The sequence below is a fragment of the Shewanella khirikhana genome (genome assembly GCF_003957745.1).
GTDB classification, from domain to species: domain Bacteria; phylum Pseudomonadota; class Gammaproteobacteria; order Enterobacterales; family Shewanellaceae; genus Shewanella; species Shewanella khirikhana.
The window spans coordinates 3,977,065-4,001,596 of the sequence record NZ_CP020373.1; the positions used below are offsets into that span (position 1 = coordinate 3,977,065).

At 52.9% G+C, this 24,532-nt stretch carries 23 protein-coding genes and 2 pseudogenes; 15 read left to right on the top strand and 10 right to left on the bottom strand.

The features are described 5' to 3' along the window. The first annotated feature begins 19 nt into the window (after window positions 1-19). Window positions 20-3,169 (top strand): efflux RND transporter permease subunit, encoded by a 3,150-nt coding sequence (locus STH12_RS17470; RefSeq protein WP_126168737.1) that lies wholly within the window; start codon window positions 20-22, stop codon window positions 3,167-3,169. An 84-nt stretch (window positions 3,170-3,253) separates the two neighbouring features. Here the strand turns inward: STH12_RS17470 and STH12_RS17475 are convergent, their stop codons facing one another. From STH12_RS17475 to STH12_RS17485, 4 genes are all read right to left on the bottom strand, one after another. Next, a complete protein-coding gene (locus STH12_RS17475) occupies window positions 3,254-3,550 on the bottom strand; it encodes a DUF6482 family protein (RefSeq protein ID WP_126168738.1) in 297 nt (98 codons plus the stop codon). 102 nt (window positions 3,551-3,652) lie between these two features. Continuing rightward, the gene (locus tag STH12_RS21460; RefSeq protein ID WP_164551244.1) at window positions 3,653-3,829 is read right to left on the bottom strand and encodes a hypothetical protein; all 177 of its coding nucleotides are present in this window, start codon (window positions 3,827-3,829) and stop codon (window positions 3,653-3,655) included. A gap of 280 nt (window positions 3,830-4,109) precedes the next feature. Continuing rightward, window positions 4,110-5,108, bottom strand: a complete 999-nt coding sequence (locus STH12_RS17480; RefSeq protein WP_126168739.1) for a DUF3137 domain-containing protein — start codon at window positions 5,106-5,108, stop codon at window positions 4,110-4,112. 53 nt (window positions 5,109-5,161) lie between these two features. After that, complete coding sequence (locus STH12_RS17485) at window positions 5,162-5,611, bottom strand: YaiI/YqxD family protein (protein WP_126168740.1); 450 nt, start codon at window positions 5,609-5,611, stop codon at window positions 5,162-5,164. Window positions 5,612-5,846: 235 nt separating this feature from the next. Between STH12_RS17485 and STH12_RS17490 the strand changes: the two genes are divergently transcribed. Beyond that, window positions 5,847-7,463, top strand: a complete 1,617-nt coding sequence (locus STH12_RS17490) for a methyl-accepting chemotaxis protein (RefSeq protein WP_164551245.1) — start codon at window positions 5,847-5,849, stop codon at window positions 7,461-7,463. 52 nt (window positions 7,464-7,515) lie between these two features. Here STH12_RS17490 and STH12_RS17495 read toward each other — a convergent pair whose 3' ends face one another. Further along, a complete protein-coding gene (locus tag STH12_RS17495; RefSeq protein ID WP_126168742.1) occupies window positions 7,516-9,126 on the bottom strand; it encodes an AbgT family transporter in 1,611 nt (536 codons plus the stop codon). 677 nt (window positions 9,127-9,803) lie between these two features. Here STH12_RS17495 and STH12_RS17500 point away from each other — a divergent pair. The 3 genes from STH12_RS17500 to STH12_RS17510 are packed head-to-tail and all read left to right on the top strand — an operon-like array spanning window position 9,804 to window position 12,079. Next, window positions 9,804-10,373 carry a LemA family protein gene (locus STH12_RS17500; protein ID WP_126168743.1) on the top strand — a complete coding sequence of 190 codons (570 nt, stop codon included), beginning with the start codon at window positions 9,804-9,806 and terminating at the stop codon, window positions 10,371-10,373. A gap of 3 nt (window positions 10,374-10,376) precedes the next feature. Continuing rightward, window positions 10,377-11,396: a DUF3137 domain-containing protein gene (locus STH12_RS17505; RefSeq protein WP_126168744.1), complete on the top strand. Its 1,020-nt coding sequence runs from the start codon at window positions 10,377-10,379 to the stop codon at window positions 11,394-11,396. After that, window positions 11,396-12,079 carry a lytic transglycosylase domain-containing protein gene (locus tag STH12_RS17510; RefSeq protein WP_126168745.1) on the top strand — a complete coding sequence of 228 codons (684 nt, stop codon included), beginning with the start codon at window positions 11,396-11,398 and terminating at the stop codon, window positions 12,077-12,079. The genes STH12_RS17505 and STH12_RS17510 overlap by 1 nt, the downstream gene beginning before the upstream one ends. Window positions 12,080-12,183: 104 nt before the next feature. Here the strand turns inward: STH12_RS17510 and STH12_RS17515 are convergent, their stop codons facing one another. Next, window positions 12,184-13,038 (bottom strand): 23S rRNA (adenine(2030)-N(6))-methyltransferase RlmJ, encoded by an 855-nt coding sequence (locus STH12_RS17515; protein WP_126168746.1) that lies wholly within the window; start codon window positions 13,036-13,038, stop codon window positions 12,184-12,186. 196 nt (window positions 13,039-13,234) lie between these two features. On the opposite strand from STH12_RS17515, the pseudogene STH12_RS17520 reads away from it, so the two are divergent. Beyond that, window positions 13,235-13,945 (top strand): annotated as a pseudogene (locus STH12_RS17520) (class I SAM-dependent methyltransferase); the annotation flags it as partial. Window positions 13,946-14,012: 67 nt separating this feature from the next. Here STH12_RS17520 and STH12_RS17525 read toward each other — a convergent pair. Then, a pseudogene (locus STH12_RS17525) lies at window positions 14,013-14,849 on the bottom strand (IS5 family transposase). A 606-nt stretch (window positions 14,850-15,455) separates the two neighbouring features. Here STH12_RS17525 and STH12_RS17530 point away from each other — a divergent pair. Next, a complete protein-coding gene (locus STH12_RS17530) occupies window positions 15,456-16,472 on the top strand; it encodes a sensor histidine kinase (RefSeq protein WP_126168748.1) in 1,017 nt (338 codons plus the stop codon). Next, on the top strand, window positions 16,469-17,236 hold the full coding sequence (locus tag STH12_RS17535; RefSeq protein ID WP_126168749.1) for a LytR/AlgR family response regulator transcription factor: 768 nt from the start codon (window positions 16,469-16,471) through the stop codon (window positions 17,234-17,236). The genes STH12_RS17530 and STH12_RS17535 overlap by 4 nt, the downstream gene beginning before the upstream one ends. Window positions 17,237-17,280: 44 nt before the next feature. On the opposite strand, the gene STH12_RS17540 is transcribed toward STH12_RS17535, so the two are convergent. From STH12_RS17540 to STH12_RS17550, 3 genes are read right to left on the bottom strand one after another with little or no spacing between them, the layout of a single operon-like run. Continuing rightward, window positions 17,281-19,713, bottom strand: a complete 2,433-nt coding sequence (locus STH12_RS17540; protein ID WP_126168750.1) for an ABC transporter permease — start codon at window positions 19,711-19,713, stop codon at window positions 17,281-17,283. A gap of 9 nt (window positions 19,714-19,722) precedes the next feature. Then, window positions 19,723-20,412, bottom strand: coding sequence for an ABC transporter ATP-binding protein (locus tag STH12_RS17545; protein WP_126168751.1), 690 nt, complete (start codon window positions 20,410-20,412; stop codon window positions 19,723-19,725). 10 nt (window positions 20,413-20,422) lie between these two features. Then, a complete protein-coding gene (locus STH12_RS17550) occupies window positions 20,423-21,679 on the bottom strand; it encodes an efflux RND transporter periplasmic adaptor subunit (protein WP_126168752.1) in 1,257 nt (418 codons plus the stop codon). Window positions 21,680-22,677: 998 nt separating this feature from the next. Here STH12_RS17550 and STH12_RS21565 point away from each other — a divergent pair. The 7 genes from STH12_RS21565 to STH12_RS21525 all read left to right on the top strand — a co-directional run bounded on the left by STH12_RS21565 (window position 22,678) and on the right by STH12_RS21525 (window position 24,516). After that, window positions 22,678-22,788: a class III lanthipeptide gene (locus STH12_RS21565; protein WP_218567757.1), complete on the top strand. Its 111-nt coding sequence runs from the start codon at window positions 22,678-22,680 to the stop codon at window positions 22,786-22,788. A 28-nt stretch (window positions 22,789-22,816) separates the two neighbouring features. Further along, complete coding sequence (locus STH12_RS21570) at window positions 22,817-22,927, top strand: class III lanthipeptide (protein WP_218567757.1); 111 nt, start codon at window positions 22,817-22,819, stop codon at window positions 22,925-22,927. Between the two features lie 28 nt (window positions 22,928-22,955). Next, window positions 22,956-23,066: a class III lanthipeptide gene (locus tag STH12_RS21575; protein WP_218567757.1), complete on the top strand. Its 111-nt coding sequence runs from the start codon at window positions 22,956-22,958 to the stop codon at window positions 23,064-23,066. 26 nt (window positions 23,067-23,092) lie between these two features. Continuing rightward, window positions 23,093-23,203 carry a class III lanthipeptide gene (locus STH12_RS21580; protein ID WP_218567757.1) on the top strand — a complete coding sequence of 37 codons (111 nt, stop codon included), beginning with the start codon at window positions 23,093-23,095 and terminating at the stop codon, window positions 23,201-23,203. Between the two features lie 28 nt (window positions 23,204-23,231). After that, window positions 23,232-23,342: a class III lanthipeptide gene (locus STH12_RS21585; protein WP_218567757.1), complete on the top strand. Its 111-nt coding sequence runs from the start codon at window positions 23,232-23,234 to the stop codon at window positions 23,340-23,342. A 26-nt stretch (window positions 23,343-23,368) separates the two neighbouring features. After that, window positions 23,369-23,485, top strand: coding sequence for a class III lanthipeptide (locus STH12_RS21590; RefSeq protein WP_218567758.1), 117 nt, complete (start codon window positions 23,369-23,371; stop codon window positions 23,483-23,485). Between the two features lie 635 nt (window positions 23,486-24,120). Continuing rightward, window positions 24,121-24,516 carry a hypothetical protein gene (locus STH12_RS21525; protein WP_177616559.1) on the top strand — a complete coding sequence of 132 codons (396 nt, stop codon included), beginning with the start codon at window positions 24,121-24,123 and terminating at the stop codon, window positions 24,514-24,516. The last annotated feature ends 16 nt before the right edge of the window (window positions 24,517-24,532 follow it).

Here is a 24,532-nt window from a genome sequence, read left to right on the forward strand (position 1 = left end):
CGAGTTTCAGGAATAAGCTATGGCACGTTTCTTTATCGATCGACCCATCTTTGCCTGGGTGATCGCGATTCTGGTGATGTTGGCGGGTGTGCTCGCCATCAGGGGCTTGCCCGTATCCCAGTATCCGAACATTGCACCGCCCAAGGTGGTGATCTCGGCAAGTTATCCCGGCGCATCCGCCAAGACCCTGGAAGACTCGGTAACCCAGGTTATCGAACAGCGGATGACAGGTCTGGACAACCTGCGTTACATCAACTCCACCAGTGATGGTTTCGGTAATGCCGAAATCACCCTGACCTTCAACGCCGAAGCCGACGCGGATATCGCTCAGGTGCAGGTGCAGAACAAGCTGCAATCGGCCATGCCGCTGCTGCCGCAGGAAGTGCAGGCCCAGGGCGTGCGGGTGAATAAGTCCACCTCAGGCTTCCTGATGGTGCTGGGCTTTGTGTCCGGTGACGGCAGCCTGACCAAGAACGACATCGCCGACTATGTGGGCTCCAACATTCAGGACCCCTTAAGCCGGGTTGCCGGTGTGGGTGATATCACCCTGTTCGGCGCGCCCTATGCGATGCGGATATGGCTCGACCCACTCAAACTGACCCAGTACAGCCTGACTACCCAGGACGTGGTTGCCGCGATTCGTGAGCAGAACGCCCAGGTGTCGGCCGGTCAGCTGGGCGGCGCGCCCTCGGTAAAAGGTCAGGAGCTGAACGCGACTGTGTCGGCCCAAAGCCGCCTGGAAACCCCGGAGCAGTTTCGTAAGATTATCCTCAAGTCCGACACTAACGGCGCCAAGGTTTATCTGAACGACGTGGCCCGGGTGGAACTGGGCGCCGAAAGCTATGTGGTTGAATCCTACTACAACGGCCGTCCGGCAGCGGGTCTGGCAATCAGCCTGGCCACAGGTGCCAACGCGCTGGATACCGCCAAGCGGGTACGGGCAAAAATCGAAGAGATGAAGCCCTTCTTCCCTGCCGGTATGGAAGTAGTTTACCCCTACGACACCACCCCCTTCGTGGAAAAATCCATAGAAGGCGTGGTGCACACCCTGCTGGAAGCCGTGGTACTGGTATTCGTGATCATGTACCTGTTCCTGCAAAACTTCCGCGCCACTCTTATCCCAACCATTGCGGTACCCGTGGTGCTGCTGGGTACCTTCGCGGTGCTGTCGGCCTTTGGCTTCTCCATCAACACCCTGACCATGTTCGCCATGGTACTGGCCATTGGTCTTCTGGTGGACGATGCCATTGTGGTGGTGGAAAACGTCGAGCGGGTAATGCAGGAAGAGGGCTTAAGCCCGCTGGAAGCCACCCGTAAGTCGATGGATCAGATCACCGGCGCCCTGGTGGGTATCGGTTTGACCCTGTCGGCGGTATTCGTGCCCATGGCCTTTATGTCCGGCTCAACCGGGGTGATTTACCGTCAGTTCTCCATCACTATCGTATCGGCAATGGCGCTGTCGGTACTGGTGGCACTTATTCTGACTCCAGCGCTGTGTGCCACCATGCTCAAGCCGCTCAAGCCCGGCCATGCCCATGGTCAGCACGGCTTCTTTGGCTGGTTCAACCGCAGCTTTGAGCGCCTGACATCGCGCTACGAAGCCAGTGTGGCCGGTATCCTCAAGCGCACCCTGCGGGTGATGGCGATTTATCTGGCGTTGGTGGTTGCCACCGGCTGGATCTTTATGCGCATGCCTACCGCCTTCTTGCCCGATGAAGATCAGGGTATTCTGTTTGCCCAGGTGATCCTGCCCACCAACTCCACTCAGGAGTCCACGGTGAAGGTGCTGGAGAAGATGGACAAATACTTCCTCGAAGACGAGAAAGAGAACGTGAAATCCGTGTTCTCCGTGGCTGGCTTCTCCTTTGCCGGTATGGGTCAGAACATGGGTATCGCCTTCGTGGGTATGCAGGACTGGGCCGAGCGTGAAGGTCCTGGTCAGGACGTATTCTCCCTCACCGGCCGCGCCATGGGTGCCTTCTCGCAGATTAAAGAAGCCTTCGTGTTTGCCTTTGCGCCGCCGTCGGTAATTGAACTCGGCACCGCCAACGGTTTCGATTTCTATCTGCAGGACAAAAACGGTCAGGGCCACGACAAGTTGCTGGCAGCCCGTAACCAATTGCTGGGCCTGGCCGCGCAAAACCCCAACCTGGTGGGCGTGCGCCCCAATGGTCAGGAAGATGCGCCCATGTACCAGCTGGATATCGACCATGCCAAGCTGCGCGCGCTCGGCGTGGATATCGGCTCGGTCAACAGCGCCATTGCCACCGCCTGGGGCGGCAGCTACGTGAACGACTTTATCGACCGTGGCCGGGTGAAGAAGGTATTTGTGCAGTCCGATGCCCAGTACCGGATGCAGCCAGAAGACCTCAACACCTGGTATGTGCGTAACGCCAAAGGCGAAATGGTGCCCTTCTCGGCCTTCGCCACCGGTCGCTGGGAATATGGCTCGCCACGTCTGGAACGCTTTAACGGCTTGCCTGCGATGAACATCCAGGGCGCCACCGCCCCGGGTTACAGCACCGGTGATGCCATGCTGGATATCGAGAAAATCGTTGAGCAGCTGCCACCGGGCTTCGGTATCGAATGGAACGGTCTGTCGTACGAAGAACGTCTGTCAGGCAACCAGGCGCCGGCACTGTATGCGCTGTCGATTCTGGTGGTATTCCTGGTATTGGCGGCCCTCTATGAGAGCTGGTCGGTGCCCTTTGCAGTTATCCTGGTGGTACCGCTCGGTATTATCGGTGCCCTGCTGGCAATGAACGGTCGCGGTCTGTCCAACGACGTATTCTTCCAGGTGGGTCTGCTCACCACAGTGGGTCTGGCGACCAAGAACGCCATCCTTATCGTGGAATTCGCCAAGGAATTCTATGAGAAGGGCGCCGGACTTATCGAAGCCACCCTGCACGCGGTGCGGGTGCGTCTGCGCCCCATTCTGATGACCTCGCTGGCCTTCGGTCTGGGTGTGGTGCCGCTCGCTATCTCTACCGGCGTGGGCTCAGGCGCGCAGAACGCCATCGGTACCGGGGTACTCGGCGGTATGATGAGCTCGACCTTCCTCGGCATCTTCTTCGTGCCGCTGTTCTTCGTGATTGTTGAGCGTATCTTCAGCAAGCGCGAGAAAGAAGGCAAAGAGCACAACACCGACAAACCGGCCGACAAGCATTAAGCCTGTCAGCACGTAAAACTGCGCGAAACGAGAAGCCCCGCACTGCGGGGCTTTTTATTTGGGAGCGTTTGCACAAAGCCGTATTCAGGCAACGCGCAGGGGAATTTCCATGGCATTGCTGCACTCCCGCACCGACTGACCGACCATTTCATCGTAGGCGCTTTCCTGACGCAGCACTGTCTCACGCACCGGCAAGTCTTCAAGCAGTGCCTGCATCTGGCACAGATTTAAACTTCGCAGCATACGGTCATCATCATCGGTCACATACAGCTCGGCGCCATCAATCACCACCGACAGCTGATACAGCGACATATCCAGCGAATGAATGCAGGCTTTGTCGATGCGGGGCATGACTTTGAGGCTTGAATAGCGAATGGTCATGGCATGACTCCTTGGCTTGGGTTACCAGAATGGATACGCCAGTCACTGCCGAATGGATTAAAAAATAAACCCCGCACCGGGCGGGGTTTTGGCGGGGTCGGCTCAGATGGCTGACACGGCCTTTCTGGGGTTAGCGGCTTTGCCGGGCATCACGGTGCGGTTCTTGTGACCGATAAAGGCATCTGCCTGTTTGGCTTGTGGGTTGACTACCTGCTGACTGCCGGTGCTGGCACAGCCGCTGGCAAAAATAACCAGGATCGCTGCAATAGCGTATTTCATGGGTGTCCTTAGAAATTAATCAATTTATTCTTGTTCTGCTCTGGGGATCTGGCGTTGCCGAAAACACCTGCTTGCGCTGCCATCGCAGGCATGGTGCGGCATTCGGCGCTGTTGGCGACCCGCCGGGCGCAGGCAAAATACAGCGCACCCGCTTAAATGTCGAGCAAAAACGGCAGGAAATTGCGCATAACTCATGCAGAACAGGAATATCCACCACAAACAGTATCTTATGCGGTTTTTGTGGTGGATTTAAGCCGCTGAAATCAGAGCGATTACAGCATCAAAGCCCGGTATGACGCGCCAGTGCCAACTCGTCGGCAATCCCAAAAATAAAGCCAAGATCGGCAAAGATTTCCCCGATGGGCTCTTTAAAATCGATGGGCTTTTCATGGTCCTGATGGTGGGAAAAGAAGTCCCGCGAGCTGGGCACGCGGATCAGCAATTTATTGTCTTTGAAGCAGGCTTCAAGCCCATTGCCAAAGTGGTTGTCGAGCTCGATTAAGCGCTCCATCATACCGGGGTTCAGCAGATAGCGGGCCTCGACCTGATCCGAGGAAAACACTTCAAATCTTGCTTCGAAGCGGGGATCTTCCAGCTTCACTCTGTCGAGCCCCCGCTGCCCCAAACTAAGCCAGAAGCCTCCATCGCGCACTACCCGGGTGGTGCCCTTGAAGGCCTTTTTCAGGGTAAAAGCCAGTAATACACCTTTGAATGCCAGCTCGTACTCATCGTTGTTTTTCTTTTCGTAAAAAACCACATTGAAAAACGCGAACGGCACCCCGTGGTGGCTGCCCTTCAAGTGGCTAAAGCAGCTCGATTTATCGTGTTTGGGGAAGATGCCAAAGTCTTCGTAGGCTCGGTGCTGGCCGGTCGCCTCACTCCCCCACTTGATGACAAAGTCCTTGCCAAAATACGCCAGCACCCGGGGATAAAGCTTGTCGATGCCTTCATCCATAAAGTTGGACAGCTCATGGCCTGCCCACCAGGCCAGCGCGCCCATGCCAAGCATACTGACAAAGGCCAAACCAAAGCCGATGAAAATCCATTGGTTTGGCAGTACGCCAAAAAAGCCCAGAGCACTGCTGCCGAACGACAGATAAATCATCGGCCACATCAGCCGGGTAAATGGGCGGATTTGAGCCATTCGCGCCTGCTGACGGGCGACAATGGGGCCGCGGCGCGCCTCCAGCTTTTTACACATCGGCCAGATAGATTGCTGATAGTGTTTGGCAAAAGGCTTGCGGTGTTCGTATGGAATATCAAAGTCTGGAGTGGCCATCTGACTCCCTGATGGTCTGTGGTTACAACACGCCCGCTCCCGGGCGACAGAAACTACTTGGGCAGCTTGGCGAGCCAGCGGTCCAACTGATTGGCAAAGGCCTGGCGATCGGCCTGCGACAAAGGCGCAGGGCCACCGCTCTGGATCCCGCTGGCACGCAGGGTCTCCATAAAGTCGCGCATATTCAGCCGCGCCTTCACGTTCTCGGCGGTGTAAAGCTCGCCACGGGGATTGAGCGCCAGCGCGCCCTTGGCAATCACTTCGGCGGCCAGCGGAATATCGGCGGTGATCACCAGCTCGCCTTGACTGACCCGGCGAACGATTTCGTTGTCGGCGACATCGAAACCCGACTCGACCCGAACCGATTTGATAAAAGGAGAAGGGGGCACCCGTACGCTCTGGTTGGCTACCAAAGTCAGCGGGATTTGTCGCCGCTCGGCGGCGCGAAACAGTACTTCTTTAATTACCGATGGGCAGGCATCGGCATCGACCCAAATTTGCATGCTGTTTAATTAACTCAATTACAGTTCGAACACGCCAGAAGGCTACTACGTCCGGCACTAGGGAAGGGGCAAACAGGTTTAGCACCTGCGCTGCAGGGGCAGACAACAGTGACCGCGCGGCGCAGTCGCCACTTCCCGAAGAGGCCAATGTACCTCAGATAGCCAAAATGCGCAGCAGCAATTCGCTGACTACACTTGAGATCTCCCCTCCATGCCATTCAGGAAAACGACGCAGATGGACGTGCAAACGGTGAAAATCAAACAGTGGCTGATGTTGCTCGCCAGTGCCGTCATTCTGACCCTGGCGGCGCTGGGGCTGGATGCCTGGCTCAGCCACAAGGACACGCTGCAGCGTATCCATCAAAGCGACGAGCTGGTGCGTCAGAATCAGACCCTCAACCAAATTCAGCTGTGGGTAACTCAATTGGTGCTGGTTGCCATGGACAACCTGGTCGATAAAGACGAAGGCCAGGTACAACCGGAGCGCAAGCAGGAGGCCGATCAACTGGTGAGCAATATTCAGCGCCAGCTGGCCAGCCTGCCCCAGGCTGAGCAGCAATCGTTGCGGCCCAAATTTGAACGCCTGAGCCAAACCATCACCCAAACCTTGCCAAAACTGATTGAACAGCGCGCCGATGAAGCACAAATGGCCCAGCTCGATGATGATATCGATGCCGCTGGTTCCACCTTGGCTGACAATCTGGACACCCTGATTAACCAGTATCAACAGCGCTTTGAAGCCGGTCAGGCCGCTCTGTCGGCACACCAGGGTGAGCGCACCCAACGCTCCATCGCCCTGCAACTGCTGCTTGGGGTGCTGCTTTGCGGCGCGCTCTGGTGGATAACCCGTGCCATCTACAAGCCGCTTGGAGCAGAGCCCAGAGAACTGATGACCCTGGTGGAACGCATCGGCCATGGCGATCTGGCGCAGCGAATTCAGGCCAGCGACAACCAGTCGGTACTGGCCGGCGTGGATGTGATGCAGCAGGAACTGCGGGCAGTGGTGCATAACATCCGCCAACTGGCACAGACACTGGGCGCCCAGGCCGTGACTCAGGGCGACAGGGTTAAGGAATTGCACTCCCGCGCCGGCACCATGGCTACCCTGGTCAGTGAAATCGTCGACAACATCGCCCTGACCGACAAAAGCCGGGAAGAAGTGAGAGAAGGCAATACCCGGGTGGTGGCACTGGCCAACAGCGCTCAGGTGCAGGCAGAGGGCAGCATCAAGCGTCTCGGCGGCGTAACCCGCGCGGTGGAAGATCTGGCAGGCGGCATTCATACCGCCTCCGCCAAGGTCAATGCGCTGGGGGAGCAAACCGAAACCATCTCCACTCTGGTGACAGGCATTCGCGATATTGCCGAGCAGACCAATCTGCTGGCACTCAACGCCGCCATTGAAGCGGCGCGGGCTGGCGAACAGGGGCGCGGCTTTGCGGTGGTGGCCGACGAAGTGCGCCAGCTGGCCGTAAGGGCGGCGCAGACCACTCAGGACATAGTGCAGGCCATTGGTGCCATTCGCGACAAAACCCGTGAGGTGGTGGATGAAATGGGTGCCAATGTCAGCCTGACCCAACGTGGATTGGATGAAATTCAGGATACCGCCAGCTCAGTGGGGCAGATTGTCGACAGTTGTCAGGAGGTTGCCCAGGCGGTGAGTGAACTGATGGAAAAGATGTCGGTGCAGACCCAACAAACTCAAGCGGTTGTGGACTATGTACATCAGATAGACCATCACGCCAGCGAAAACGGTCAGTCGTTCGAGATTGCCTCAAAAGAGGCCGAGCAACTGGGTGAACAGGCCAGCGCCCTCACCGGCATGGTAAATCGCTTTAAAACCCAGGCCAGTTGACAGAAAACCTGAGCCGGCGGCCTTTTAAACCGACCGGCTCAGTGCTCAGGCCTTAGCCCGGCGTGTAGTAAGTGGCAGCGCCCGGCCCCACCGGCAAGCCAAAGCCAAATACCCACAGGAAGAAGAAGCTGGTCCAGCCAACAAAGAACACCAGGGTGTATGGCAGCATAGTGGCCACCAGGGTGCCTATGCCCATGTCCTTCTTGTAGCGGCAGGCCACGGCGAGGATAAGCCCGAAGTAACTCATCATCGGGGTGATAAGGTTAGTCACCGAATCGCCAATACGATACGCCGCCTGAATGGTCTCCGGGGCATACCCCACCAACATCAGCATGGGCACAAAAATCGGTGCCGTTACTGCCCACTGGGCCGAAGCCGAGCCCAGCATCAGGTTGATAAAGCCACACATGGCGATAAACAGCAGGAACAGCAGCGGGCCCGTGAGGCCAATGGCACTGAGGGCATCGGCGCCCATCACCGCCAGCACGGCGCCCAGATTGGTCCACTTGAAGAAGGCCACGAATTGGGACGCGAAGAACACCAGCACTATGTACATGCCCATGGTGCTCATGCTGTGGCTCATGGCATTGATCACATCTGTGTCTTTCTTCATGGTGCCGACCACTTTGCCGTACACCAGACCCGGAATGGCAAAGCAGACAAAAATAAACACCACTATGCCCTTAAGGAAGGGCGAACCGGCAACCAGCCCGGTGTCGGGATGACGCAGCGGCGCGCCTTCCGGCACCACGGTCAACGCCAGAATAGCGCCCAGCACCAATGCCGCCAGACCGGCCATCTTCAGGCCACGGCGTTCGATGTCGGTCACCTGCTCCATGGTCTGCCCGGCCAGGTCGATGGAAGCTTCACTGTCGTCGTACTTGCCAAGCTTAGGCTCAACAATCTTCTCGGTGACCCAGGCGCCCATGATGGATACCAGGAAGGTGGAGGCGAACATAAAGTACCAGTTCACTTCCGGGCCAACGATATAGTCCGGGTCAATCATCTGCGCCGCGGCTTCGGTGATACCCGACAGCAAGGGGTCTATGGTGCCCAGCAGCAAGTTGGCGCTGTAACCACCTGAAACACCGGCAAAGGCGGCCGCAAGGCCCGCCAGTGGGTGACGCCCGAGGGAGTGAAAAATCATCGCCGCCATCGGGATAAGCACCACATAGCCCAGCTCAGAGGCGGTGTTGGAGACGATACCGGCAAACACTATGGTCACGGTCACCAGTCGGCGAGAACGGCCAATCACCAGCGCACGCATGGCAGCGCTGAGCAGGCCGGAGCGCTCGGCAATCCCCACCCCCAACAAAGCCACAAGTACTGTGCCCAGTGGGGTGAAGCCGGTAAAGTTTGTCACCAGATTCGAAACAATCAGCCTCAAACCTTCGGCATTGAGTAGGCTGACCACGGAAATCATGCCATCAGCACTGCGACCGGAGGCGCCTTCGGGGCGCGGGTCGGCCACCGACAGCTCAAAGTAACCCAGCAGGCCAGAGAGCAATACCACACCGAGGCAGAACAGGGCGAACAGAGTGATGGGATGGGGCAACAGGTTACCCAGCCGTTCCACCACGTTCAGAAATCGGACAAACCAACCGCTCTTGGCGATGTCTTCCGGGGTTTCAGAGGCGGTAACCTCCGGGGAGTTGGTGCTCATGGTCTTTCCTTCGGGCCTGGGCTGCTTTGCAGCACTCGTTATGGGTGTTATCCGCGGGAAACGCCATGCACATTGTGGCTGCTGGCAGTCCTTAGCGGACCCGGCACGCTAGCACAATAGGGTTAAGTCAAACTTAAGTGGTCAGAAGCGGGAAAGACCGCACGGGCTGGGGGACAGGCAAAAAAAAGGATCCCAGCGGGATCCCGTCACGGCAAATTGGTCGCCAAATCCAAATGTTGTGCACTTGTCACTTTATTGAACCCATTCTGAACTCAAGCTTAACCATGTGTGTAATTTCATGAATTTAGCCGCAAATTGCAGCTTAAAACGTCAATTTCATCCTTTTATTGCCGCATTGCAGGCGGTATCGGCCACGCCTGTTTGCAGTGGCGCTGTTTTTTCATCCAGCAAAAACCACAATTAAAGCCTTTATTTTCATAAGGATAACTTTTAACTGCGGTATTTTTTCACCAATCGCCCACCATTACAGCCAGTTATGAAAAATAGCAGGCAAAAAACATTGAAATCATTAGTTTAACTTGCCGTTTTGGCACTCACGCCCTCTTCCCCATTGGTCGACTGGTCAGTTTTCCGCCGTGACAGATGCAATTTTTGCCAATTTGTGGTTAGCTTTGGCTGCAATGGCCCAGCGGGTGTCTGTAATTTAAGGATTTATGATGGAAGGATTGTTAATCGGTCTTGGATTGGTGTTGATAGTTTCCTACCTCTGGTATGTCAGCCTGATCAAAAAGCGCAATACAGCCCGTGAGGCCTTGTCAGGCATTGATGTGCAGCTGAAGAAGCGTGCCGATCTGGTGCCCAACATTCTGACCATAGCGCAGAAGTTTATGGACCACGAAAAGTCGCTGCTCACCGAAATCACCGCGCTGCGGGCGCAGGTGTCTGCCGGTTATGACAAGGGCGATGCCGAAGCCGTTCGTCAGCACCTGGCGCAGGCCGACGCCCTCAACAGCAAGATGGGTCAGCTGATGGTTACCGTGGAAAACTACCCTGAACTCAAAAGCGACCAGACCATGGTACAGGCCATGCAAACCTACAACGAGGTTGAGGCCCACATCAGCGCTGCCCGCCGTTTTTACAACTCGGCCGTGTCTGAGCTGAATACTGCGGTGGAAATCTTCCCCGGCTCGCTGATTGCCAGTATGGCCTCGGTAAAAGCCATGCCATTCTTCGAAGCTCAGGAAGCCGATCGCGCGCCGGTGAATGCCAGCGACTACCTGAAGTAAGCCATGAATATGCTGTCGTTTTTGCTCGGTGCGCCCATCAAGGCGCAGCGGGCAACCAAGGGGCTGTCTGCACACCCGGCAGACATTGACGCCCTCAAAGCCTATTATGAATCCGATATTGCGCCCTTATGCCGCAAGTTTGAAAACCAGCGCATCAGCGCGCTTAAACATGCCCGCAAGCGCCTTTATCTGGGTGCCGCCATCTACCTGGGTCTGTTGTTGCTGGCCTTCCCCATGATGCGCCCCGGCGCCGAATACGCCCCCTTCATCTGGATGATTGCCGTGATGCTGGCCTTCGGCATGTGGCACGTGGCCAGCCGTCCGCTGAGGCAATACAGCGGCGCTGTGCAGGCCGAAATCTACCCGCGTATTTTCCGCTTCTTCGGCCCTGACTTTGTGTTTTGCAAAGGCCAGGACATGGGACTGCGCCGTTTTAAAGATGCCCGTATTTTGCCGTCGTACGACAAGGCCCGCTTCGATGATGGTGTACTCGGCAGCTATCGCGGTGTGGAAATCGTGATCAACGAAGTGCATCTGCTCAGAGAAGAGCGTGACAAAGACAACCGCACCCAACATGTAACCGCCTTTAAAGGGCTGACCATTTCGCTCTCGAGCCATAAGCCGTTCAAGGGCCATACGGTGGCCATCCGTGCCCGCGGTGCCATTACCAATTTCTTTTCCGACAGCCATGGCGGCCTTGAGCGGGTGAGGCTGGAAGACCCTCGTTTCGAGAAGCTGTTTGATGTGTTTTCAAGCGATCAGATTGAGGCCAGAGTGCTGCTGACCACCGCCTTTATGGAGCGTTTGCTGGAGCTGGCAAGTTTCTTCCAAAGCCGCATCCAATGCGCCTTCTACCATGACAGGCTGCTGATCACCCTCGAGAGCAACCAGAACCGCTTTGAGCAAACATCCATCTTTAACGGCGCCACCTTCGAAGATGAATTCAGCCAAATCCATGCCGAAATGAAGCAACTCTTTGCTATTATTGAGTTACTCAAGCTTAACGAATACACGGGTCTTTAATGTCTGCCCAGCGCACCCTGCTGCCAATCCTGTTGTTACCGGCCCTGTTGGGGTCGGTGTTGGCCTATGGTGCCGAAAATACCGACAACAAAGCAAAACCCAAGATCACCGCCCGCTACTCGGATCAGGGCACCAGCAGCCAAACCAAGGTGTACCGATACGAGCAGCCCAACGGCACTACAGTCTTCAGCGACAAGGCACCCGCCAACGGCAAATACGAGATTCTGCTGTTTGACTGCTACGCCTGTAATCCCAGATCCAAGGTGAACTGGCGCACCATCCGTCTGAATCGCAGCTACGAGCGCGACATTCTGCTGGCGGCCGAAACCTATGCGCTGGAACCTGCGCTGATCCGGGCAGTGATCCATGCCGAATCGAACTTCGATCCCAAAGCCATTTCGCGCACCGGCGCCGTGGGGCTGATGCAACTGATGCCCGGCACCGCCAAGGACATGGGCGTGCGCAATGCCTTTTTACCCCAGGACAATATCCTCGGCGGCAGTCGTTATCTGTCGCAAATGCTGGAGCGCTTCAAAGGCAATCTCAACCATGCGCTGGCGGCCTACAATGCCGGTCCAACCCGGGTTGAGGAATACCGTGGTATTCCGCCCTACCCGGAAACCAAAGCCTACATTGAAAGGGTCAATATTCTGCTGAGCCGCTATCGCAACCTGCGTACCTGAGCATAGAGTCCGCCATTAAGGCGTCAGGCTAAACAGTTAATATGAAAAAACTGGCATTAAGCCCGTTTTTTGTACAATCTGCCACGACAGCCAAGCGACTGTGTTTATTCGCCGACTTCCCATTCAACCCGCACCGAGCCACCTTCCACATCCAGCAGCGGCGCCAGATATTCCAGCATTTCGCTGGCCAGGGTGTCGAGCTGCCAGGGAGGGTTGATAACCCACAGACCGGCGGCGGTCATGCCAAACTCGTCTGAATCGGGTTTGATGGCTTGCTCAATGCGCAGCTGACGGCGAATGCCGCTTTGCTTCAGCTTATCGAGCATGCCCTCGGTCTGGGCGCGATTCACCACCGGATACCAAAGCAGGTATACCCCGGTGGCAAACTTGCGATGCGCCTTGATGATGCTATCGGCCACGGCATCATAGTCGGTTTTAATTTCATAGCTTGGGTCAATCAACACCACGCCACGGCGCTCCAGCGGCGGCACATTGGCCAGCAGACCGCTGAGACCATCCCACTTGGTGACCTGTACCTGACGGGCAGTTTCAAAATATTCGTTCAGCAGCTCAAAATCGGTGCCGTGCAGTTCATGCAGCACCATGCGGTCGTTGTCCCTGAGGTGCATATCCACAAATGCCGGTGAGCCCGGATACCACTCGAGATCGTCACCGCCGTTTTCATTGCCTTCGTTGAAGTGACGCACCGCTTCCACATAAAAGGCCAGTGAAGCGGGCAGGTCGGTGCGGTTCCACAAGCGGCCGATGCCATCCTTGTATTCACCGGTCTTCTGAGCAAATTCGTCTTTCAGACTATAGCCACCGGCACCCGAGTGGGTGTCGATATAGACAAACGGCTTGTCTTTTTTCTGCATCAGCTCAATTACTTGCAGCAAAATAGCGTGTTTGAGAACGTCAGCATAGTTGCCGGCGTGAAAGCCATGGCGATAACTCAGCATAAAAATTTCCGAAATGGTCGGCGCAATGAAAACTGCAGCTATTATAACCTCAGCCGTTGCGTCTGTATCCTTAAAGGGGCCGCTTTTCCCCACAGGCTTTAGTTCCGGCCAAAGGCCACAAGGGGTATACTGCCGCCAACTTCCGATGAGGGTCTTCACAGTGTTTGCAATCCATATCGACAAAGACGACAGTCGCCTGAGTGACATTTGCCAGCGTTGGCAGCTGCTGCCCACGGATAGCGCCGACTTTGCGCTGCTGTTTGAAGACGATGCCTTAACCTTAAAAAAGCGGGATGAACCCAAACTTGGCGGGATCTCAGTGGACTTTGTCTCGGGCGCCGTGGCCCACAGACGCAAGTTTGGCGGCGGTCGCAGTCAGGCCATTGCCAAGGCGGTGGGGCTCAAGGCCGGTGCCAATCCCAGCGTGGTGGATGGTACCGCCGGGCTAGGACGGGACGCCTTTGTGCTGGCAAGCCTTGGCTGCAATGTACTCTTGATTGAGCGTCACCCTGTGGTTGCTGCCTTGCTGGAAGACGGCCTGCGTCGTGCGTATCTCGATGCCGAAATTGGCCCTTGGATGGCGCAGCGGATGCAGCTTGTTCATGGCTCCAGCCTGGATGCACTGGATAATCTGCAACACCAACCCGACGTGGTGTATCTCGACCCCATGTATCCCCACAGAGACAAATCTGCGTTGGTAAAGAAAGAGATGCGGGTGTTTCAGTCATTGGTTGGTGCCGATACCGACGCCGATGGGCTGCTGCAACCTGCATTGAAGCTGGCGCAAAAACGTGTGGTGGTGAAACGCCCCGACTACGCCGAAGATCTCGATGGCATCAAACCCAGCACCCGGATTGAAACCAAAAAAAACCGCTTCGACGTCTATGTCAAAGCGGCCATGGGTTGAGCTTTCGTTAGGGCGTTGTTGATCAAGTCATGGCGCAAACACTAATCGCCCCAACGTATCGCTCAGTTTAACGACCAGTGCCGCAAGAGAGCATTCCCAGGGCCAGCATTTTGTTCATTGCCTTAACGCCAGCCCAAATTTCACCAATCTGAGCATTGGAATCTCGCAAGCTCAGGCTTATCAGTTGTTTGTATTGATACATCGCCGTTTCTGCCAGCGACCGTTCTCCCTAATCATTGTATTGCTTCCAGTCCGAAAGACCGCCTGCTTTGGGCGCATCCACGGCTTCATTGCGGACATTTCCCATAGTCCAGTACCCTGCATTTGAACTTAGCAGTATCACGGCGTTGATGCCTTTGCTGGTAGCAGACTCTAGAGTCATAGGCTCCACTTTCTCAATGTAACGACGAAGCGAGCCAAGCTCTCGGTTGTCACCTACGCTTTTAAGGCTGTCCTCAGCAGCGATTATGGCATGGGTTTGAGCATCGACTGCCAAGTGCAGCTTGCGCCACATCCGACGCTTTCTTTCCCATGCTTATGATTTTTTCCTTCGCCGAGGACCTTCGGGCCCATGACGTCGATAACGTAATGACAAACCGCACCATGACTTGGCGTCCGATAAATGAATGTGACAGTTTTAGCTCGTTTACTGATGTAACTGTAGTCACGTGATGGCAAGGGAATTTCCATCAACTTAAATGGGGCGTTAATTAATCCCTCAGTTGCTCACCGCGATAAGCCAAACTCACTTTCGAGCTTCTGTGCGATTTCAATCGCTTGGTTGGTAAACTGAAAACCACGCCCCAAGGCCCAAGGCTCGTGATGCTTATGGCACAACCTCTTTGATGGCCGCTTCATCAACCCAAAAGATCAGGGAATTGCATTGCGTAAACCCTCTTTGTATTCAGATCAGTTAGTGATCTTGTCTTGGCACCATCCATGATATAGCTTTGTCAAACGACACTGAAAGATCTGAGCATCTTCGGCCAAACTGGTTTACAACGATTTAATCAACAACGCCGGTAGGGGTGATTAGAACTACAGGTGTGATTGTGAAATTGGTAGGCATGCACATAGTCATCGTTTTGCATGCTAGGGTATATGGCTCACCGTCACGGTTAAATGCCATCTTTCCCCCAAATGATAGTCGTAGAACTATCTCCTCGTTAAAAGACCCAACCTCACAGAAAAGTTTATTGCAAAATATAGAGATCGAAAAATGCAGGCATTTTTGTATTTCCATTTGTCAGCTTATGGTCTTAGCCTGCATGTAACTTGCTGTTCCTTTTATAATACCTATGTCACATTTTGGTTTTGGCGACATCTGACCATAAATCTGTCTCAACTTAGACCATTCTTCTGGCACCCAGTCCCGTCAGATTTGGCAATCACCGCAATGATCAAGCGCCCAATATCTCAGGGCACCGTCGGTCATTTATCACTTCATAACCGCTGGCTAGTTACCAATGATTTTGTTATAAATTGGTAATACCTGTAACAGATAAAAGCCATGCCTTACTATTCAATAGCTTATGTGTTGATATTGGGAAGTTTACTATACGTAAACTTGGCCACAGCACAGCTTTACGGCGAAACCCTGTTCTATCATCCGCTTGAGCATGCCGGGCTGCTCGTCTACTGCTTGGTAAGCTTTTTTGCCACTCGCTACATTATTCGCCTAAAACGCTATCAAGACAGCACCAATATCTGGCAGTACGTGGAAGTTATCCTGCTCGCAGGGGCGCTCAATACCTTGCTGACCACTGGCACCTGGATGCTGTTACGTTTTTTACTTAACGACGGCAATTGGCAGGTGAATACGACTTCTTTGTTCGCCAACGTAGCCTTTATCTTTTTCAACGTACATCTAGTCATTGCCGGTGGCTACCTGGCCTACTATTACCTCAATCAAGCCAATCAAGCAGAACTGAATAGGGTGCGTGCGGAACAAGCTTCGTCACAAGCGCAGCTAAAGCTGCTTCAGCAACAATTGACACCACACTTCCTGTTCAACAACCTCAATGTACTGTCATCACTGATCAGTTATTCGCCGGATAGTGCCGAAGTCTATGTCTCAAAACTTGCGAACTTGTATCGCTACATGCTTAAGCATAAGGAGTCTCACTTTGTCTCTGTGGCCGAAGAAATGGGATTCATGTTGGATTACATAGATTTGATGAATATTCGCTTTGATGGCGCATACTCATTGCAGATTAAATCTGATATAGCTCCCCATCAGCATAAGTTAATCGCCGCCGGCAGTCTGCAAACATTAGTTGAGAATGCCATTAAACATAACACCGCAACCCCGGAGTTACCGCTGGAGATCGACTTATTTATCGCTCAGCAGCACATGACCCTCATCAATAAGAAAACCCTCAAGCCATCCAAGGTAGAATCTACCCGCACAGGCTTAAGCAACCTGCAGCAACGTTATCAATCGTTAACCAACAAGGAAGTCACAGTCGAAGAATCAGAAGGTTTCTTCTCGGTATCGTTACCTCTATTAGAACAAGGAGTCATATGAAGGTTGTTATTATTGAAGATGAGAAACTCGCAGCTAAAAAACTCATCGCCATGCTGGCCAAAGCCGAGCCTAATGCTCAGATTGTTGCCCAACTAAACTCGATAGAATCAGTTAAACAGTGGTTTCAAAATAATCCTCAGCCCAACATCATCTTTTCCGACGTGGAACTGTTAGATGGCAAAGTGTTCTCGGCGTTCAGTCAACACCCACCAACCTGCCCTGTAATTTTTACCACGGCATATGATGATTACCTGAAACAAGCCTTTGAGAGTAACGGTATCGAATATCTGCTCAAGCCATTTGACCAGGTCAGATTACAGGCCTCGCTGGATAAGTATCACCGATTAGAGAAACAGTTTTCCTCGGTATCTACCAGCCTAATCGCCCAGCTTCAGAGCACCTTGGAACCGCCGAAAGAAGAGTATCGTAAACGATTTACCATTAAACGCCATAAAGCGATGGAGCTAGTGGAAGCAAAAGACGTGGCCATCTTCCGGCTAGATCTAACAGGATTATTTGCCCATGACTCCGATGGCAAATACTATCCGATGCACGAGTTCACCTTGAACAGCTTAGAAACTATGCTGTGTCCACGGCAATTCTTCCGCATCAACCGCAATGAGATAATAAATATTGATTTTATTGAGTTCATTCTCAATCACACGAAAGACAAGCTGAAACTCAAGCTCAAGGGGTTGGATTTTGAGTGCATTACCAGTTCCCATCGAACCCCTGCGTTTCGCAAATGGATCGAGTCTGTCTAGAGTCACCATAGCAAAATGGGGCCCTTCCTGGCCCCATTTTGTTGTTACTCGGTACGCAATACCCCGGAGAGTTCCACGTGTCGCAGCACAGTCAGGATGGCTGCCACCACCGTCGAGATGATCAACACCAGCACGCAAGGGACCAACAGATACAGGCACCACTGAATCTCCACCCGGGTCACAAACTGGGCTAACCATTGGTCCGTCAACCACCACGCAGGTACCAACATCACCGCCCATGCGACCAGTACAGAGACCAAAAACTCGCGTCCCAAAATCCACCCCAGATTCGCGGTGCTGGCCCCCATTAACTGCCGCAGTGCAAATTCCTTGAGTCGACGCTGGGCACTAAAGCTACATAGACCTAGCACGCCAAAGGTAATAACCATTAGAGTCAATATATTAAACAGATTGACCATGGTACTACGCAGCCGATCCTGACGGTACAGCCCTTCAAAGCGGGAGCGCAACAACTGATAACTAGGCAAGGTTGCAGAAAACAGGCTTGGCCACAAGCTGCGCAGTTGGGCCAACGCTGGCAGATAGCCTCCGCGACTGAAGCTCAATACCAGTTGCGACTTGGACTGGGTCATCTTGCCTGTGACAAACACCATCGGTCGTTTTTCAACTTTCAGTGACGTGGTGAAGTAGTCATCCACCACGGCTATGATACGTCCCAGACTTGCCTGGTTATAATCGGGATCCCAGCCCAACTCCAGCTGCTGGCCTATGGCTTCCTTTGGGTTACCCAGATTCAAGATTTTCATGGTGGTACTGTTGATGATGATGGGGATGGCCTCGTTACGCTCGGTCCTAGTAGTCATTTCCTGTTCCTGCTCGAGGAAATCCCGACCGGCTAACATCTCAATTGCCAGTGTCTGAAAGAATCCTGTCGATACCGTATTGACTAGCACGTTATCCAGGGCACGGTTGTGTTGTAACGTGTGCCGCAGCGCAACCAAGTTGCCATGATCCTGGGTGGGAATAAACTCGGCTGCTGCAACTGCCTTAATGTGACGATACCCCTGTAAACGCTGCGTTAATGCTGGCAATGAAGCCATGAGCAGCTTCGAGTCAACTTCTGTCAGCACCAACTTATCCTGTTTGTCGTACCCCAGCGGCGTCTGTTCGATCAACGCCATCTGTGCATAAATGTGGCCGCCCCAGATCGCCAGACAAATCGCACTGGAGAGCTGCATAAAAAAGACGATACGGCGGAACCAATGGCCACTCTTCCCTTTAAAACCAGCACCTTTTAATGCCGATAAGGTGGGGATGGATGACAAAATCAACGCCGGGTAGAAGCCCGCACCTATGACCACGGCAACAAACAGCAACAATGCCCAACCCAACCAGCGCCCTTGCAGCAGCATCTGCAGTTGTACATCTTGATCAAAGGCCTCGTTCACCCAGGGAATTGCCACCAAAACCATTGCCGACGCCAACACAAAAGCCAGAGCAACCAACAGCATAGATTCGACCATAAACTGGATCATCAAAGAGCTGCGCGATGCACCCACCACCTGACGCACCCCAATTTCTTTGGCGCGGCGACCTGCGGTGGCGGTGGCAAAGTTCACGTAGTTGAAGATGGCCACAAACAAGATCACCACCATCAAACTGGCGAACACCCGTACCTGAGTGATATCACCATTGACCTTGAACTCATTAATGGCGTGGCCATGGAGATGAATATCGCTGATCGGCTGCAATTCAAAGTGTAATTTAAGCCCGGGGACAATCTTAAGCAGTGGCTGACTCAGTTGCTGGGTAACGCTTTGCTCAAGCTCTTTCCGCTGACGATGTTCTGGCAGGCGCACGTAGGTATAGAAATCATTCCGCATCCAGCTCTCCAACCGGTTACGCCCCTCGATGGACTCCAAGGTGCCCATGCCGGATAAGATATCGAGCGCCAAGTGCGTTTGCCGTGGTAGATCGGCAATGACCGCCAGCACCTGCAATGGCTCTCCGGCATCGCTCATAACAACTTCATTCAATGCCGGGCGGTCACCAAACCATCGCCGTGCCGTTGTTTGGGTGATGGCTAGGCCAAAGGGACGCGACAGTGCTTGCTTGAGATCACCAGCAACAACATTGAACTGCAACATTTCGGCAGCGCTGGCATCGGCGTATACGAAGCGGGTTTCCAGGTACTGACGCTGGCCGATCCTTAATTTGGTTTGTTGGCGAAACAAGCGGGCACTGTCTTCAACCAACCCCTGCTGCATTAACGTCGGTCCCATGGCGCCGGCGACACAGGCAATATGTGTATTGTCCAAAGAGTCGAATATCACTTCCACACGTGCCAAACGGTTAGCCTGCGGATGATGTTCATCAAAACCGGTTTCGGACAGGATGATCATCAACAGCACCAAGGCCGCAGATAATCCAGTAGTCAGCCCCAAGATATTGATGAGGGTATATTTTCCTTGAGCTTTGATGGCCAGCAAGGCGCTCATTAAATAATGCCACAACATAACAACTCCCTAAGATGCCACCGCCAAGGCTGAACTTTCCCGCAAGAGAACGCCGTCAGACATCTCTACGGTGCGAGTGCAATATCTGGTATGTTCACGGCTGTGAGTCACCATGATAATGGTGGTGCCCTCCCGGTTAAGCTCCTGCAACAGACCCATCACCTCGGTACCTATCCGCGAGTCCAGGTTCCCGGTGGGCTCATCGGCCAGGATAACCCTGGGTCGAGTAACCAAAGCCCGGGCAATGGCCACCCGCTGCTGCTGTCCACCAGAGAGTTGTTGAGGCAGATGTTGCTGACGATGGTTTAGCTCCAGACGCTCCAATACGTCATTGACACGCTTTTGCCTTTCGGCACGGGACGCCCCTTGATAGATCAGCGGCAGCTCAACATTCTGATAGACGGTCAAATCATCAATAAGATTAAAGCTTTGAAAAATGTATCCCAAATGGTTACTGCGAAATTTCTGCCTTGCCGAGCGAGATAGCTGGTATAGGTCACTGCCTTCAAACCAGTAATGCCCTGAGTCAGCGTCTTCCAACAACCCTAAGTGATTCAACAAGGTCGACTTACCACTACCGGAGGTACCCATTATTGCCAAGAACTCTCCCTCATGGATCGTCAGGCTCACCTCGGACAGTGCCACCGTTTCTAAGGAATCATTGGCAAAAGATTTACTAATCTTCTCAAGAGTAATCATGGGTACTTCCTTAGTTATCAAAGTCAAAATCTACTACCGAGACATTGGCAAGATCTCGATAGGGCGAGATGATCACGCTTTCACCTGCTGACACACCGCTGAGCACTTCCACACTGGTACCATTCTCTCGCCCCAGCGTTATGGCGCGTCGTTCGGCTTTAGAACCATCCTCGGAGACAACAAACGCCCACTGCCCACCTGTATCTTGAATAAATCCGCCGAGAGGTAACTGCAACACGTTGCTGTCATCGGATAATGCCAGCTCCACAGTTAAATTTTGGCCGCGACGCATCTTCGAATTTAATGGTTGCTGAAACTTAAGTTCAATTTTAAATTTACCACTTTCTACCTGAGCATAAATTTTATCTACCCTAACCTCGACCGTTTTCTCATTGATATAGGTTTTTCCAGTTTGTCCGACATATACGTTATTCAAATAAAACTCATCAAGCTTTGCCTGTATTTTAAACTCATCCAAATCATCAACTTGACCCAAGCGCTCCCCCCTCGTCTTGGATTCACCAAGCTCAACATTAAATGAAGATAGCTGGCCGTCAATTGGGGCCTTGACGATAAGGTTTTCCAAATTTTTCCTGGCAAAATCCAAATTTGTATTTAGCTGTTTCACACTGTCCTGTAATTGGGCCAGTTGAACCTGTCGCAGCTGATTATCTACATCTTGGCTTTCAATGGTCAGGGCCTTGGCAGAGTGAAGGTATTCCAATTCATCGGCTACTTGATGATATTCATCCTTAGATATCATATGCTTCTTTAATAGTACTTGGTTCTGCTTAAGCTTTCGTTCCAGGTTATTGATGCGATAATCGAAATTAGCTAGGTCCTGTTTCAGCTTCAGTGCATTCTGTGCAATCGCCAATTGAGTATTTTGTAGATTGTTCAACTGCTCAGAAATCTGGGCTTCCCGAGAAATCACATCCAACTGCAAGCCGGTATTGCTAAGCACCAACAGCGGTTGTCCTTTGCTGACCAGCTGACCTTCTTCGACCAACAGTTTCTCAACACGACCGCCCTCAATGGCGTCAAGATAGACACTCTGATCCGGCACATAGGTACCACGGATGTTTATCTGTTCACGAAATGGTGCCCGGGTGACGGCAGCGACTTCCAATGTCGATACCGACACAGTTTCACTGCTGGCTCCGGGAGCGTTCCAGGCACCGTACGCTGCCAGCGATACGCAAGCCACAGCCGCAGCCAACCATTTATTACGCTGCTTGATGGCAGAATAGCGTAATTTTGCGTTCATAGAATTGTTCCTCCAGTCACGGTTTCTTCGACTCTAAGCCCCCCTTTATCTAAGGAAAAGTGCCAAACTAGCCATTGAGGAAATCCCGTCCCTGAGCGCGGCAATTCAAGCCGTGAATGCAACGGCCAACTGAAGGGGATTGCTTGTGCTCGCTTGGGTTGACATCTACACCACCAAGGATAGAAAGCCTAAGCCACTGATCCATAACGTAAGAAAGCCCCCTATGTTTGGTGGTATGTGACCCCTTGCTATTTAGCGCCTGCGATACACCTTCTTTTCAGCCTTCCGAGGTATGGCATGTGCTTGAGCCTGGCGCCGCAAACCGGCACCAGCCGCGAAAGCATCACCTTGCTTTAAACCAGTCATTTAGGCTCTATCGTTCCCGCAGCCCCATGTCTCAAATATATTCGCCACGTTATGACCTTAACCCAAAAAAATCACTCTCCCTTAAACGCTTAGTCTCATTATTGCTTTTCATACCCCAGATAAATAAAGAGAACGGCATCCTTTTCGATTCCAATTTAAATTCGTTACAAGCCAATGCTGAAAATTTAAAAATCAATGCCGAATTTAACGCCTGGATGTGCGCTTTCATGGTCTGAGTGTGCCATAAGTGATTCGACAAATGATTTTTAAACCGCTATCAATATAAACGTGAACGACGAACACAGTATTTAGAGGTTCAAATTACCAACAATTATTAATTGGAGTTTTACGATGAAAAATGTACTCGCCTTACAAGTATTGTCTCAATCAGAGATGCCAGAGTCTGGGCCACCAATTTACTCCATGCTTAGCCTGGCCTGTGCAATATAGGTGGTTTTCACATGACTGATTTATCAAAGCTTGAGAGAGATTATGAAAAGCAACTCTTTTGTGACACAAACATTCGAATTAGAACCGACGAAAGCTGAATCATTCCACAGCAATTAAATGCCATTTCAGGGTGTGGCTAATCACCCGGTTAAATAATCAACCTTGATATAAGGAATATAGGCATGACGAACGTACTCGCTTTGCAATCCATGACTTCAGCCCACGACGACGTAGTGATCACCAGCCTTTCCTCGCTGGCCAGCGCCGTATGCTGCAATACCCAACAAAACTAACAACACACACTAACCAAGGAGATTAACCATGACTAACGTACTCGCTCTGCAATCCATGACTTCAGCCCACGACGACGTAGTGATCACCAGCCTTTCCTCGCTGGCCAGCGCCGTATGCTGCAATACCCAACAAAACTAACAACACTCACTAACCAAGGAGATTAACCATGACTAACGTACTCGCTCTGCAATCCATGACTTCGGCCCACGACGACGTAGTGATCACCAGCCTTTCCTCGCTGGCCAGCGCCGTATGCTGCAATACCCAACAAAACTAACAACACACTAACCAAGGAGATTAACCATGACTAACGTACTCGCTCTGCAATCCATGACTTCGGCCCACGACGACGTAGTGATCACCAGCCTTTCCTCGCTGGCCAGCGCCGTATGCTGCAATACCCAACAAAACTAACAACACACACTAACCAAGGAGATTAACCATGACTAACGTACTCGCTCTGCAATCCATGACTTCGGCCCACGACGACGTAGTGATCACCAGCCTTTCCTCGCTGGCCAGCGCCGTATGCTGCAATACCCAACAAAACTAACAACACACTAACCAAGGAGATTAACCATGACTAACGTACTCGCTCTGCAATCCATGACTTCGGCCCACGACGACGTAGTGATCACCAGCCTCTCCTCGCTGGCCAGCGTTGTATGCTGCAACAGCAACCAAACCGAAAAATAACCCATTCCAATCAGCTGTGATCGCGGCATCCGCAGTTGCGGTGCCGTATCACCGTCGCCCGGATTGAATTCCCTCATCCTGCTTTAATGCAGCATGAGGGAGTTTTTTATTTCAACAATCAACTATGCTGTGCACTTCTGATTGCCTTAAGCCGATTGCCCGACAATCTGTAGCTCCTCAAATCCTGTCTCAACCAACGGTCAATCCATTGAAACAAGCGCATGCCAACTAAAGCGAGCCCATCAGGATAAAGGCTGTGCCCCTTGGCAATGTCGCCTGTATCAATCGCCTCAAGCCAATACAAATGTTAACTGGTTGGCTCAAAGGCATGGGCAGATAAAGCTATGGTACGTCTACCCTATAACGGCAATGTGCTCTTTATAAGCAAGTAACCACAAGGGCACAGCTCAAGCGTCCGGCGCAAAACGATCGAAAGGCTCATCACAGTTACTGGCAGGCCAAGGCCGTTCAGCGCGTCTCGCTGCCAGCTCGATCATGACCTGCGCCTATTTAGGCAAAGAACTCAAATCAGGAACCCCTCTGTAATCTCAGGCTGTCGGTGGGTCAATCGCCCCATGCCCAAAATGTGCAGTAGCCACAACTAGGGCCACTGCCGGCCTGCTTTGGATTTGGATTTGGATTTGGATTTGGATTTGGATTTGGATTTGGATTTGGATTTGGATTTGGATTTGGATTTGGATTTGGGTCTGGGTCTGGGTCTGGGTCTGGGTCTGGGTCTGGGTCTGGGTCTGGGTCTGGGTCTGGGTCTGGGTCTGGGTCTGGCGGCATGGTATGGGGTCGGGCAAGGTGGAAAAACCAGAGGAAGGGTGAATTGGCGGCTTCCCCCTAAGATGCGTCGCAGCACCGCTGCTTATTTGGGGAAACTCCACAATCCTCTGACTATCAGCGGCAAGCCGAGAACAACTTGGTCTTGGTTCATTAGACGTGGGCTGTTGGCATACCCTGAAAATAGAGCAACTCGACAACTCATAGAGCAATTCTCATTGCGTGGTGCATCGAGCATGATATGAAGAATGGCCAATATCT

Excerpts from the sequence above, each read along its gene's own strand:
- STH12_RS17485 (WP_126168740.1), bottom strand. The coding sequence starts at position 5,611 with ATGCAAATTTGGGTCGATGCCGATGCCTGCCCATCGGTAATTAAAGAA.
- STH12_RS17490 (WP_164551245.1), top strand. The coding sequence starts at position 5,847 with ATGGACGTGCAAACGGTGAAAATCAAACAGTGGCTGATGTTGCTCGCC.
- STH12_RS21460 (WP_164551244.1), bottom strand. The coding sequence starts at position 3,829 with ATGAAATACGCTATTGCAGCGATCCTGGTTATTTTTGCCAGCGGCTGT.
- STH12_RS17535 (WP_126168749.1), top strand. The coding sequence starts at position 16,469 with ATGAAGGTTGTTATTATTGAAGATGAGAAACTCGCAGCTAAAAAACTC.
- STH12_RS17475 (WP_126168738.1), bottom strand. The coding sequence starts at position 3,550 with ATGACCATTCGCTATTCAAGCCTCAAAGTCATGCCCCGCATCGACAAA.
- STH12_RS17530 (WP_126168748.1), top strand. The coding sequence starts at position 15,456 with ATGCCTTACTATTCAATAGCTTATGTGTTGATATTGGGAAGTTTACTA.
- STH12_RS17500 (WP_126168743.1), top strand. The coding sequence starts at position 9,804 with ATGGAAGGATTGTTAATCGGTCTTGGATTGGTGTTGATAGTTTCCTAC.
- STH12_RS21580 (WP_218567757.1), top strand. The coding sequence starts at position 23,093 with ATGACTAACGTACTCGCTCTGCAATCCATGACTTCGGCCCACGACGAC.
- STH12_RS21590 (WP_218567758.1), top strand. The coding sequence starts at position 23,369 with ATGACTAACGTACTCGCTCTGCAATCCATGACTTCGGCCCACGACGAC.
- STH12_RS21565 (WP_218567757.1), top strand. The coding sequence starts at position 22,678 with ATGACGAACGTACTCGCTTTGCAATCCATGACTTCAGCCCACGACGAC.
- STH12_RS17505 (WP_126168744.1), top strand. The coding sequence starts at position 10,377 with ATGAATATGCTGTCGTTTTTGCTCGGTGCGCCCATCAAGGCGCAGCGG.
- STH12_RS21570 (WP_218567757.1), top strand. The coding sequence starts at position 22,817 with ATGACTAACGTACTCGCTCTGCAATCCATGACTTCAGCCCACGACGAC.
- STH12_RS17545 (WP_126168751.1), bottom strand. The coding sequence starts at position 20,412 with ATGATTACTCTTGAGAAGATTAGTAAATCTTTTGCCAATGATTCCTTA.
- STH12_RS21585 (WP_218567757.1), top strand. The coding sequence starts at position 23,232 with ATGACTAACGTACTCGCTCTGCAATCCATGACTTCGGCCCACGACGAC.
- STH12_RS17480 (WP_126168739.1), bottom strand. The coding sequence starts at position 5,108 with ATGGCCACTCCAGACTTTGATATTCCATACGAACACCGCAAGCCTTTT.
- STH12_RS17510 (WP_126168745.1), top strand. The coding sequence starts at position 11,396 with ATGTCTGCCCAGCGCACCCTGCTGCCAATCCTGTTGTTACCGGCCCTG.
- STH12_RS17470 (WP_126168737.1), top strand. The coding sequence starts at position 20 with ATGGCACGTTTCTTTATCGATCGACCCATCTTTGCCTGGGTGATCGCG.
- STH12_RS17550 (WP_126168752.1), bottom strand. The coding sequence starts at position 21,679 with ATGAACGCAAAATTACGCTATTCTGCCATCAAGCAGCGTAATAAATGG.
- STH12_RS17515 (WP_126168746.1), bottom strand. The coding sequence starts at position 13,038 with ATGCTGAGTTATCGCCATGGCTTTCACGCCGGCAACTATGCTGACGTT.
- STH12_RS17495 (WP_126168742.1), bottom strand. The coding sequence starts at position 9,126 with ATGAGCACCAACTCCCCGGAGGTTACCGCCTCTGAAACCCCGGAAGAC.
- STH12_RS21575 (WP_218567757.1), top strand. The coding sequence starts at position 22,956 with ATGACTAACGTACTCGCTCTGCAATCCATGACTTCGGCCCACGACGAC.
- STH12_RS17540 (WP_126168750.1), bottom strand. The coding sequence starts at position 19,713 with ATGTTGTGGCATTATTTAATGAGCGCCTTGCTGGCCATCAAAGCTCAA.